Annotated in this window: 11 protein-coding genes; 9 read left to right on the top strand and 2 right to left on the bottom strand. The window is 71.6% G+C overall.

Going from position 1 to position 11976, the window contains the following annotated elements:
* Positions 1 to 3 precede the first annotated feature (3 nt).
* The 5 genes from QK288_RS14720 (at position 4) to QK288_RS14700 (ending at position 4496) form a co-directional block, all read left to right on the top strand.
* A complete protein-coding gene (locus tag QK288_RS14720; protein WP_281265030.1) occupies positions 4 to 450 on the top strand; it encodes a PTS sugar transporter subunit IIA in 447 nt (148 codons plus the stop codon).
* Entirely contained in the window at positions 447 to 734 is a 288-nt protein-coding gene (locus QK288_RS14715; protein WP_281265029.1) for a PTS sugar transporter subunit IIB, read from the top strand. The genes QK288_RS14720 and QK288_RS14715 overlap by 4 nt, the downstream gene beginning before the upstream one ends.
* 56 nt (positions 735 to 790) lie before the next feature.
* Positions 791 to 1618 (top strand): purine-nucleoside phosphorylase, encoded by an 828-nt coding sequence (locus QK288_RS14710; RefSeq protein ID WP_281265028.1) that lies wholly within the window; start codon positions 791 to 793, stop codon positions 1616 to 1618.
* Positions 1619 to 1674: 56 nt separating this feature from the next.
* Positions 1675 to 3318, top strand: coding sequence for a phospho-sugar mutase (locus QK288_RS14705; RefSeq protein ID WP_281267603.1), 1644 nt, complete (start codon positions 1675 to 1677; stop codon positions 3316 to 3318).
* 374 nt (positions 3319 to 3692) lie between these two features.
* Positions 3693 to 4496, top strand: coding sequence for a hypothetical protein (locus QK288_RS14700; RefSeq protein ID WP_281265027.1), 804 nt, complete (start codon positions 3693 to 3695; stop codon positions 4494 to 4496).
* 84 nt (positions 4497 to 4580) lie between these two features.
* Here QK288_RS14700 and QK288_RS14695 read toward each other — a convergent pair whose 3' ends face one another.
* Positions 4581 to 6359: a biotin carboxylase N-terminal domain-containing protein gene (locus tag QK288_RS14695; RefSeq protein ID WP_281265026.1), complete on the bottom strand. Its 1779-nt coding sequence runs from the start codon at positions 6357 to 6359 to the stop codon at positions 4581 to 4583.
* A gap of 79 nt (positions 6360 to 6438) precedes the next feature.
* Positions 6439 to 7218 (bottom strand): Maf family protein, encoded by a 780-nt coding sequence (locus QK288_RS14690; protein ID WP_281265025.1) that lies wholly within the window; start codon positions 7216 to 7218, stop codon positions 6439 to 6441.
* A 14-nt stretch (positions 7219 to 7232) separates the two neighbouring features.
* Between QK288_RS14690 and QK288_RS14685 the strand changes: the two genes are divergently transcribed.
* From QK288_RS14685 to QK288_RS14670, 4 genes are read left to right on the top strand one after another with little or no spacing between them, the layout of a single operon-like run.
* A complete protein-coding gene (locus QK288_RS14685) occupies positions 7233 to 8492 on the top strand; it encodes a TRAM domain-containing protein (protein WP_281265024.1) in 1260 nt (419 codons plus the stop codon).
* Between the two features lie 59 nt (positions 8493 to 8551).
* The gene (locus QK288_RS14680) at positions 8552 to 9316 is read left to right on the top strand and encodes a response regulator transcription factor (protein ID WP_281265023.1); all 765 of its coding nucleotides are present in this window, start codon (positions 8552 to 8554) and stop codon (positions 9314 to 9316) included.
* Positions 9300 to 10565, top strand: coding sequence for an ATP-binding protein (locus tag QK288_RS14675; RefSeq protein ID WP_281265022.1), 1266 nt, complete (start codon positions 9300 to 9302; stop codon positions 10563 to 10565). The genes QK288_RS14680 and QK288_RS14675 overlap by 17 nt, the downstream gene beginning before the upstream one ends.
* Complete coding sequence (locus tag QK288_RS14670; RefSeq protein WP_281265021.1) at positions 10562 to 11614, top strand: hypothetical protein; 1053 nt, start codon at positions 10562 to 10564, stop codon at positions 11612 to 11614. Before QK288_RS14675 ends, QK288_RS14670 begins: the two co-directional genes overlap by 4 nt.
* Positions 11615 to 11976: the final 362 nt, after the last annotated feature.

Raw genomic sequence — 11976 nt, 5'->3', positions numbered from 1 at the left:
CGCATGGGTCTCCCGCCGCTCTCCGACGACGCCGTCGTGCTCGGTGCGTCCGCGCCGTCGTGGCGTGACGCGCTCCGGCTCGCCGGTGGTGCGCTCGTGTCGTCGGGCGCGGCGACGGACGCCTACACGGACGCCATGATCGCCATGGTGGAAGAGCACGGGCCGTACATCGTGATCTCACCAGGGCTGGCGTTCGCGCACGCCCGGCCGGGGTCCGCGGTGCTGCGGGACGGCCTGTCCGTGGTGACCCTGGCATCGCCGGTCGCGTTCGGCCACCCGCACAACGACCCCGTGTCGGTCGTGCTCGGGCTCGCCGTCGCCGAGGTCGGCACGCACCTGGAGTCGATCGGCGAGATCGCGAACCTGTTCAACGACGCGTCGGTGACGTCGCGGCTCGCGGCGGCGTCCTCCGCTGCCGAGGTCAGGACGATCATGGGGGTGTCCGCGTGAAGATCGTGACCATCTGCGGTGCCGGCATCGGGTCGAGTGGGATCCTCAAGGTGAACGCCGAGAAGGCCCTCGCGGCGCTCGGGCTCTCCGCCGAGGTGGTGGCGGCCGACGTGGCATCCGTGCGAGAAGTCTCCGACGACGCGAACGTGATCCTCACCTCGCAGGAGTTCGTCGAGGCGATCGGCAGCACCTACGCCGAGGTCATCGTCATCCGGAACCACTTCGACCAGACCGAGATCACCGCGGCGGTCGAGAAGTCCCTGGGGGATCCGACCGCCCCGTAGGAGTCGGGGGTGGGGTCCGGTCCCTGGGGTGGGTGCCCGCCCCGTAGCATTGCTCCATGGCAAGCACGAACCCGCTCAACGACCCCTCCGTCGACCCGTTCGACGTCGCACGCGACGCCGCAGCCGTCATCGCGGAACGGTCGGGCATCGAGCGTCACGACATCGCCCTGACCCTCGGGTCCGGCTGGGGCAAGGCCGCCGACCTCATCGGCGAGACGGTGTCGTCGATCGACGCCGCCGACGTCCCCGGCTTCAGCGCGTCCGCGGTTCCCGGACACTCCGGCACGGTCCGGTCCATCCGGCTGGCGGACGGGCGGCACGCGCTCGTCATCGGTGCGCGGACGCACTACTACGAGGGGCACGGGGTCCGTCGTGTCGTGCACAGCGTCCGGACCGCGGCGGCGACCGGTGCGACCACCATGGTGCTCACGAACGGTGCCGGCGGCATCAAGGAGCACTGGACGCCCGGCACCCCGGTGCTCATCAGCGACCACATCAACCTGACCGCCGACAGCCCGCTCGAGGGCGCGACGTTCGTCGACCTGACGGACCTGTACTCGGCGCGGCTGCGTGCCGTCGCCCGGTCGATCGACCCGTCGCTCGACGAAGGCGTGTACACGCAGTTCCGCGGGCCGCACTACGAGACGCCGGCCGAGGTCCAGATGGCCAAGACGATCGGCGGGCACATCGTCGGCATGTCCACGGCGCTCGAGGCGATCGCGGCGCGACAGGCGGGCATGGAGATCCTCGGGTTCTCGCTCATCACGAACCTGGCTGCCGGCATCCAGAAGACGCCGCTGTCGCACGCCGAGGTGCTCGAGGCGGGCAAATCGGCCGAGCCGGTGATCGCGGACCTGCTCGCGCGGGTGGTGGCGGCGCTGTGAGCCCGTACACGGGGGCGTCCGACGGGGCGATCGGGGACGGGGACCTCGGCGAGGACGTGTCGGTCCTCGACGTCGCGCGGGCCTGGCTCGCGCAGGACCCGGACGACACGACGCGGGACGAGCTGTCCGAGGTGCTGACCGCGGCGACCTCCGGCGATCCGACCGCGCTCGCGACGCTCGACGAGCGGTTCGCCGGGCGCCTGCAGTTCGGCACCGCTGGTCTCCGAGCCGAGCTCGGGTGGGGGCCCTTGCGGATGAACCGTGTGGTGGTCTCCCAGGCGGCCGCCGGGCTCGCTCGCTTCCTCATCGAGACCGGGCGCGACCGCAGTGTGGTGATCGGCTACGACGGACGCGTCAACTCGGACGTGTTCGCCCGTGACTCCGCAGAGGTCATGCGGGGCCTCGGCCTCGACGTCACGCTGCTGCCCTCGGCGCTCCCGACCCCCGTGCTGGCGTTCGCCGTCCGGCACCTCGGCGTCGGCGCGGGTGTGATGGTGACCGCAAGCCACAACCCGCCACGGGACAACGGCTACAAGGTGTACCTTGGCGGGGACGACGACGGCTCCCAGATCGTCCCGCCCGTCGACGCGTCGATCGCTGACGCCATCGCGGCGGTGGGCTCTGTCGCCGACCTCGCTCGCGCGACGGACTACACCGTCGCCGGTTCGGAGCTCGTCGACGCCTACGTGGCCGCCACGGCCGCGATCGTGCCCGCCCCGGCGCTGCCGGTCGATGCGCAGCCCTCGGTCGTCTACACGGCCATGCACGGCGTCGGGTGGGAGACCGCGCGGGCCGTGTTCGCCGCGGCCGGGTTCGCCGAGCCGGCGGTCGTCCCGGAGCAGATCGAGCCGGACGGCGCGTTCCCGACGGTGTCGTTCCCGAACCCGGAGGAACCCGGCGCGATGGACCTCGCCACGGCCAGGGGCACGGAGGTCGGCGCCGACCTGGTCATCGCGAACGACCCGGACGCCGACCGACTTGCGCTGGCGATCCCGGACGGTTCCGGTTCGTTCCGCCGACTGTCCGGCAACGAGGTCGGGTGGCTGCTCGGCTGGCGTGGGGCGTCCCGTGCCGTCGACGCCGGTGCGTCGGGCGTGCTCGCCGCATCGATCGTGTCGTCCCCGGCGCTGTCCCGCGTCGCCGCACGGTACGGGCTCGGGTACCGCGACACGCTCACCGGCTTCAAGTGGGTCTCCCGCGTCCCCGATCTGCTCTTCGGGTACGAGGAGGCACTCGGCTACCTGGTCGACCCCGAGGTCGTCCGTGACAAGGACGGCATCTCCGCAGCACTCGTCCTGCTGGACCTCGCGACGTCGCTCGCTGCGGCCGGCTCGTCCATCGCCGGGCAGCTCGATGCCTTCGCCGCAGAGTTCGGCGCGTTCGCGTCCGGGCAGGTCGCGACCCGCGTTGACGACCTCGCCCGCATCGGCGACATCATGGCGGCGCTGCGGACCTCCCCGCCTGCAACGCTCGGTCCGCTGACGGTCCTGTCGACGACGGACTACGCGTCGGGCGTGGACGGCTTCCCGCCGTCGGACATCCTGCGCTACGACCTCGAGGGCGACGCGCGCGTCATCGTCCGCCCGAGCGGCACCGAGCCCAAGGTGAAGGTCTACATCGACACGGTGGCTTCGACCCCCGCCGAGGCCCAGTCGCTCGTCGACGCCCTCGCCGACGCGATCCGCCCCCGCGTGTCGTAGCGGCGGGACCGCCGCGCCGTCGGCGCCCGCCGCGCCGTCGGCGCCCGCCGCGAGGTTGCGCCCTCTCACGAACATCGCGCCCCATCCCGACGGGGCGCGATGTCCGAGAGAGGGCGCAATCCAGCACGGGATGCCTCAACGGACGCCGGACAACGGAGTTTCTCCACCGAGCGCCGCCCCGAGCCCGCACCCCACCCGGATCATGCGACCGTCGGATGATGGGAATCGAACTGGTGTCGACCGCGGCGGGAGTCGATGCAGCCGACGGGATCGCGATACGTCGGGCTGCTGCACGCGGCGAACTCGTGCGTGTCCGTCGCGGCGCTTACGCGGACGCAAGCGAATGGGAGGCTGCCTCGGCGCACGATCGACACGTGTCGCTCATCCGGGCCGTCGTGGACTCGGGCCGCGCAGCGCTGATCGTGTCGCACGTGTCGGCCGTTGCGCAGCACCGCCTCCCCTGGATCGGCTCCTTCGGGGACCGGGTGGTCGTGACCGATCCAGCGCGCGACCGTGGGCAGACGAAGCACCGCATCCAGCGTGTCGGCTCCGCGGGCCGAATGCCACCGGTCGAGCTGGTCGACGGCGTCGTCGTCACGTCGCTTGCCGTCACCGCTGTGGACGTCGCCCTGCGAGAGCATCCGTGGCGCGCCATTGTCGTGTTGGATGCGGTCCTCCGTCGCGGGGTGTCCAAGTCGGTGATCCGCGACGAACTCGCCCATCGCACCGCAGCACGATCGCGGGTCCGGGCACTCCGGTTGATCGATGCGGCGGATGCCGCTGCCGACTCACCCGGCGAGAGCATCACGCGATGGGGCGCGATCGTTCTCGGCGCTCCGCCTGCAGAACTCCAACACGCGTTCCCGAACGAGTGGGGCGGTGCCGAGCGGGTCGACTTGTGGTTCCCCGCGAGCGGCACGATCGTCGAGTTCGACGGCGCAACCAAGTACACGAGGCCCGAGATGCGGAACGGGCGGACTGCAGAAGAGGTACTCGTCGCAGAGAAACGCCGCGAAGACCGACTCCGAGCGCGACACGAGGTGAACGGTTTCGCGCGGGTCACCTGGGCGGATGCGATGCCCGCCGGTCAGCTACCCAGGCGCCTGATCGAAGCAGGGGTCCCGCTGGCACCGAACTGGGGCGCTGCGTGGCGAGCGGCTGCGAGTCGCACTCTCTGACGAACATCGCGCCCGGGCGTGACCGGGCGCGATGTTCGCACAGGGGTGCAGCCGCGAGCGGCGAAACGCGAAGCGCCCGCGCCGCTACGCGAGCTCGAGCAGCACGTGGCCGGACGAGATCGTCTGGCCGACGGGGGCGTTCAAGCCGGTGACGACGCCGTCCTTGTGGGCCTGCACGGGCTGTTCCATCTTCATGGCCTCGAGCACGACGAGCAGGTCGCCCTTGACGACGGTGTCGCCCTCGGCCACGGCGAGCTTCACGACGGTGGCCTGCATCGGCGATGCGACCGAGGAACCCGACGCGGCACGGCCACCCTTGACCGCCGACGAACGACGACGCGGGGGAGCGGACGGACCAGCAGGGCGGCGGGCGGCACCAGCGGCACCACCACCGACGATCGACGGCATGGTGACCTCGATGCGCTTGCCCTGCACCTCGACGACGACCGAGTCGCGTGCGGCCGGTGCCGGGAGCTCCTCGGGGGAACCGCTCCACGCCGGGATCTCGTTCACGAAGTCGGTCTCGATCCACTGCGTGTAGACGCTGAACGGGGTGGAGTCGTCCGTCGCGAACGCCGGGTCCGACACGACCGCACGGTGGAACGGGATCACGGTGGGGAGCCCGGCGACCTCGAACTCGGCAAGCGCACGACGAGCCCGCTCCAGCGCCTCGGCACGCGTGGCACCGGTGACGATGAGCTTCGCGAGCATCGAGTCGAACGAACCGGAGACGACGTCACCGGACACGACGCCCGAGTCGACGCGGACGCCGGGGCCGGACGGCACGTGGAACACGTGCACCGGGCCGGGAGCCGGGAAGAAGTTGCGACCGGGGTCCTCGCCGTTGATGCGGAACTCGAAGGAGTGGCCGCGGGGCGCAGGGTCCTCGTAGTCGAGCACGCCGCCCTCGGCGATGCGGAACTGCTCGCGGACCAGGTCGATGCCGGTGACCTCCTCGGACACGCAGTGCTCGACCTGCAGACGGGTGTTCACCTCGAGGAAGGACACCGTGCCGTCGGCCCCGATGAGGAACTCGCACGTGCCGGCACCGACGTAGCCGACTTCGCGGAGGATCGCCTTGGACGACTCGTACAGCCGGTCGTGCTGTTCCGCCGTGATGTACGGCGCCGGTGCCTCTTCGACGAGCTTCTGGTGACGACGCTGCAGCGAGCAGTCGCGGGTGGAGACGATGACGACGTTGCCGTGCTCGTCGGCCAGGCACTGGGTCTCGACGTGGCGCGGCTTGTCGAGGTACTTCTCGACGAAGCACTCGCCACGACCGAACGCCGCGATGGCCTCGCGGGTTGCTGATTCGAACTGCGAGACGATCTCGTCGCGCGAGCGCACGACCTTCAGCCCTCGGCCCCCGCCGCCGAACGCCGCCTTGATCGCGACGGGCAGCCCGACCTGGTCGACGAAGTCGAACACCTCGGACACGTCCTGCACGGGCTCGATGGTGCCAGGGGCGAGCGGCGCGCCGACCTTCTCGGCGACGTGCCGCGCGGAGACCTTGTCGCCGAGCTGCTCGATGGACTCGGGCGACGGGCCGATCCAGATCAGCCCGGCGTCGATGACGGCGCGGGCGAAGTCGGCGTTCTCGGCGAGGAAGCCGTAGCCGGGGTGCACGGCATCGGCGCCGGAGCGGCGGGCGACGGACATGATCTTGTCGATGACCAGGTACGTGTCCGCGCTGGTGGTGCCGTTCAGTGCGTAGGCCTCGTCGGCGAGGCGTGCGTGCAGAGCGTCACGGTCCTGGTCGGCGTAGACCGCGACCGAGGCCTTTCCAGCATCGCGGGCCGCGCGGATGATGCGGACGGCGATCTCGCCGCGGTTCGCGATGAGGACCTTGCTGATACGGGGCATGGTAAGTCAGCGTATTCGTGCTGCGGGAGTGCGAATTGACCGGCATCCACAAAGAACGACCGCGTTGGAGTGTGGATGTCTACAGTGCCCAGAGGTCGTGCCACGCCACGCCGAAGCCCCGCAGCAGCATCGACCGGAGCACGGGCAGCGACAGCCCGACCACGGCGGACGGCGCGCCGTCGATCCGGGTGATGTACGCAGCGGCCCGACCGTCGATCGTGAACGCCCCGGCGACCTCGAGCGGCTCACCCGTCGCCACGTACGCGTCGATCTCGTCCGCGGACACGTCGTCCGCGAAGGTCAGGACGGCGCTGTCGACCGCGACGACGCGGTCGCCGGAGGCGACCAGGGCGGACCCGCCGGGCGCGACCTCGCTGAGCGGACCGGCCCACGGCCCGAGACCGGAACCGAGACGGACGGGAGGCTCGGTGCGGGCCGCACCCGGTCCTCCCGTCCGGTGGGCGGTGGCGTCCAGGTCACGGCGTCTGTCGACCACGCAGTGGCCGCTCCACAGCGTGCCGCCGCCGGCGGCCAGCATCTGCCGCCAGCGTTCCTTCGCGACGGCCGGGTCGTGCGGCTTGCCGTACAGGTGCCCGTCGACCTCGAACGCGGAGTCGCCACCGAAGACGAACCCGTCGACCGGGGAGCCCGCGACCTCGGCGTCCGCGACCGCCGACGCCTTGGCGACGGCGAGGAGCGAGACGAGCTCCGGTCCGGTGAGGTCGCGCCCGAGCGATGCCGAGGCTGTTGCTGCCGCGGCGTCCTCGTCGACCCCGGGGGAGACGAGCACCGGCTCGATGCCGGACTGGGCGAGGAGTGCTCGACGGGCGGGGGAGGTACTCGCGAGGTACAGACGCATGGGAACATCGAACCATGGGTGAATCCGTCGGAACGCTGCTCGAACTCGACGTCACCGGGATCGCCCACGGCGGCATCTCGGTGGCACGGCACGAGGGGCGCGTGGTGTTCGTCTCGGACGCGATCCCGGGCGAGCGTGTCGTCGCGCGGGTGACCGAGGACCGGAAGAAGTCGTTCTGGCGCGCGGACACCGTCAGCGTCGTCACCCCGAGCGAGCACCGCGTCGACCACGTCTGGCCCGAAGCCGGCCTCGATCGCGACCCCGCCGTCCGCCCGGGCGGCGCGGAGTTCGGGCACATCGCCCTCTCCCACCAGCGCACCCTGAAGCACGACGTGCTCGTCGACTCCTTCTCCCGCTTCGCGCACATGGACCTGGCCGAGGCGCTCGGGCACGACGTGGTCGTCGAGCCGGCTCCCGGTGACGACGAGGCGAACGGTCTCGGGTGGCGCACCCGCGTCCGGTTGCACGTCGACGAGGAGGGCACGGCCGGGCCGTTCGCCGCGCGTTCGCACGACGTCGTGCAGGTCTCCTCGCTGCCCCTGGCCACCGCTGCCGTGCAGGAGAGCGCGCCGATCGGCCGGGCGGCGATGCCCGGGGCATCGGTCGTCGACGTCCTCGCACCGAGCAGCTCCGACGGTGCGCGCCTCGTCATCGACGAGCAGAAGCCGACGATCGTGACCGAGGTCGTGGGGGAGCGGACGTTCCAGGTCGACGACAACGGCTTCTGGCAGGTGCACCACCGCGCCGCCGAGGTGCTGACGGCTGCCGTGCAGGACCTCGTCGACCGTGACCGGCTCGACCCGGAGGGCACCCACCTCGACCTCTACGGCGGTGTCGGCCTGCTCGCCGCGGCACTCGGCGACCTCGTCGGACCCAAGGCGCGCATCACGAGCGTCGAGAGCGCCCCGCGCGCGACCGAGCACGCGCAGGAGAACCTCGCCGAGTGGATCGGGGCCCGCGCGGAGACCGGTCGGGTCGACCGCTGGCTGTCGCGCACCACGTCGACGGCGTCCGCGGCCGAGAAGCAGCGCTTCCGTGCCGGGACGGTCGTGCTCGACCCGCCGCGCGCCGGCGCCGGGCGCGAGGTCGTGGTGCAGATCGCCGCACTGCAGCCCGCGCAGGTCGTCTACGTCGCCTGCGACCCGGTCGCACTCGCGCGGGACGTCGCCACGTTCGCCGACCTCGGGTACCGCCTCGAGGCGCTGCGTGCGTTCGACCTGTTCCCCCACACGCACCACATGGAGGCCGTCGCGCGCCTGGTGCCGATCGCATAGCGCACACTGTGTGTGGCGAGACCTGAACCTGAGACGGACCTGGGTATCCTTGGTTGCTGATGGCAACCCGGTTTCAGGGGCCGGGCCCGTCGGAACGAGAGGTCACCGTGCCAGCAGAATCGACCACCACCACAGGGACGACCGGACTCACCACGAGGCCGGTCCGCGTCGCGATCGTCGACGACCACGAATCCGTCCGGCTCGGCATCCAGGCCGCATGCCAGAACGAGGGGTTCGAGGTCGTCCTCACCGCAGCGAGCGTGCCCGAGTACATCGCGAACCTCGAGGGGCGAGAGGTGGACGTCGTCGTCCTGGACCTGTCGCTCGGCGACGGTTCGACCGTGACGGAGAACGTCAAGGGCGTGCAGGGGACCGGTTCGGCCGTCCTCGTGCACAGCATCGCCGACCGCGTCGCGAACGTCCGTGAGGCACTGGCGGCAGGGGCTGCCGGGGTCATCCCGAAGTCGTCCGCGACGAAGACCGTGATGGCCGCCGTCGCCACCGTTGCTCGGGGCGACGTCCTCAACAACCTCGAGTGGGCGAGCGCGATCGACGCCGACCGCGACTTCGCGAAGGCGCAGCTCGGCCGTCGTGAGCGCGAGATCCTCCATCTCTACGCATCCGGTCTGCCCCTCAAGCTCGCGGCGCAGCAGCTCGGCATCGGGTACTCGACCGCGCGCGAGTACCTCGACCGGATCCGTGTGAAGTACGTCGAGGTCGGCCGTCCGGCCCCGACGAAGGTGGACCTGCTCCGCCGTGCGGTCGAGGACGGCATCCTGCCGGGGCTCGACTCCGGCATCGACCCGGATGTCGACGGGCGCTGACGGCACCCGGGCGCCGCTGACGGCCGACGTCGCGCCGTTCGGGACCGACCCGTCCCGCGGTGTGCGGGCGAGGATCACGCAGGCGTCGACGGAGCGCGCGTTCGCGATCCTGCTCGCCCTCGCGGCGGTCGGGCTCGGCGTCGTCGACGCGCCGGCGGTCGTGCACCAGCTCCCGGTGCTCGACCCGCTCTGGGGTCCGGTCGTCGTGGTCGCGGTCGCCGCATCGTTCGTCTTCGTGGGCGTCTCGGCGTTGGTGCAGCGGTTCGCGCAGCCCGCGCAGATCCTGTGCGCGCTCGTGTTCTTCGTCGCGCTCGTGACGTGGCCGCTGACGCTCCGCGACGATCTGCCGGCCGGGCAGGTGCCGTGGCCGTGGTGGTTCTGCAACGTCGGGACGACGGCGGCCGCGATGGGCTTCGCGCCGTGGCGGGCGACCGTCTACAACGCGCTCGTCCCGATCGTGTACATCGTCATCCGCCTGACGCCCGCCGGCGGCGAGGTCGGACTGACCCGGGCGCTCCTCGACGGCGTCTACACGACGATCCTCGGCATCGTCACGCTCGTGCTCGCGGTGGTGCTCCGCCGGGCGGCGGCCGCCGTCGACTCGGCCCAGGCGACCGCCGTGCGCCGGTACTCGCACGCGATCCGGGAGCACGCGACCGAGGTCGAGCGTGTGCAGGTCGACGCGATCGTGCACGACAGCGTCCTCACCACGCTGCTCTCGGCCGCACGTGCGGACACGCTCGAGGCGAAGACGCTCGCCAGCAGGATGGCGCGGAACGCGATCGACCACCTCGCGGCGGCGTCCGACGGGCCGCGTGAGGTGCCACCGGTGCCGCTCGCAGAGCTGCACGCGCGCATCGGTGCTGCGGTGTCCGCACTCGCCGCCCCGGTGGCGGTCCGGGGCGGGCCGTTCGGCATGCACAACGCGCCAGCACCCGCCGCGGACGCGTTGGCGTCGGCGGCGATCCAGGCAGCGGTGAACAGCGTGCAGCACGCCGGGGACGGCGTCGAACGCTGGGTCAGCGTCGACGTGTCGGCCTCCGGCGTGGTGCGCGTGGAGGTCGGGGACGACGGGACCGGGTTCGACGCCGATGCGATCCCTGCCGGTCGTCTCGGCGTCCGACGGTCGATCATCGAACGCGTCGCCGCTGCCGACGGGATCGCCGAGATCCACACGGCACCCGGAGCAGGGACCCGCGTGGTGCTGACGTGGCCCGCCCGACCAGTGGACCGGGCGGAGGCGTCGTGAAGATCTCGATCCCCGCCGGCGTGGCGATCGGTCTCGCCGCGCTGTTCTCGCTCTACCACCTGCTCCTCGCCTCGACGACGCTGTTCCGTGTCGACGACGTCGGCGCGGTGCTCGCGTGCATGGCGCTGTACGCCGCAGCGACCGGCGCGGCGCTGTTCGCCAAGGGTGCCGTCCTGCCGGTGTGGGTCGCCTGCTTCTCGCTCGCCACGGCGGTCATGATGCCGGTCGTCGCGGCGCCGGGGGCCGAGGCCGGCGCGACGCCGGGGTTCGGCACGTGGTGGATCGCGGCCGTCGGGACGCTCATGGTGATCGTCGCCGTGCGACAGCGGATCGTGTTCGCATGGGTCGGGGTGTCGTTCCTCGTGATGTACACGGTCGCGTGGGCGGGACCCGACGCGCTGGGTGCGCTCGGCGTGCTCGGCAGCGTCGTCTGGGTCGCCATCGCGACGATCTTCAACTTCGTGATGAACCGCGCGACCCGCACCACCCGTGACTTCATCCGCGCCGAGCAGGAGACCGCCGACTGGCAGGCGGCGCAGGACGCCCACGTGTTCGAGCGGCAGTTCCGACTCAGCCAGACGACGCGGATGGCGCTGCCGATGTTGCAACGCATCATCGACTCGTGCGGGGACCTCACCGACGCCGAGCGCACCGAGTGCCTGCACCTCGAGCAGGCCATCCGCGACGAGATCCGCGGCAGGTCCCTGCTCTCCGACGACGTCCGCGAGGAGGTCATGCGCCTCCGTCGCCGCGGTGCGGTCGTCCAGTTGCACGACGACGGTGGTCTCGACGAGCTCGAGGCCGACGACGTCCGGCGCATCCACGCACAGCTCGCAGACGCGCTCCGGCAGGCGTGGGACGCGGACAACGTGATCGTCCGGACGGTACCGGAGGGGTCGGGCGCTGCGGTGACGGTGGTCGGCCTGCGGCTCGACGTCGCGGCGAGCGAGTCGGCGGCGCTGGGCACGGCCCACGATGACGACGATGACGGCGACGAGGACGACTCGGTCGCGCTCTGGCTCGAGATCCCGCGGCACGAGCGCGCGTAGCCGGGGCGGCCCTGGACGCGCTCCGCGCCGGACGGGAGGCCCGTGGCGGCGCCGCCACGAGCCTCCCGTCCGATGGGTGGTCGCGACCACCGCACGTGGTGCGGTGTCGGCGCTCGTTGCGTCCGCAACGAGCGACAGCGTCGTCGTCGTACGACAGCGAGTCTGTCGTTCCGGGTCGGCAGCGCCCGGCACGTGGCAGCACGCCCGGAAACGGGGAACGGGCCGGTCAGGAAACCCGACCGGCCCGTTCACGACCCGAGGCAGAGCGACAACCCGAATATCGCCCTGGCTCGCAGCGGACAGTGGCTTCGTACCCTAGTCGGCCACCGTCCGGCGATGTACTTCGTACACCGAACACCAGT

Origin of the sequence: Curtobacterium sp. 9128 (assembly GCF_900086645.1) — a bacterium.
Taxonomy (GTDB): domain Bacteria; phylum Actinomycetota; class Actinomycetes; order Actinomycetales; family Microbacteriaceae; genus Curtobacterium.
Note: the sequence above shows the minus strand (reverse complement) of the source record. Positions and strands in the feature narration are given on the sequence as shown.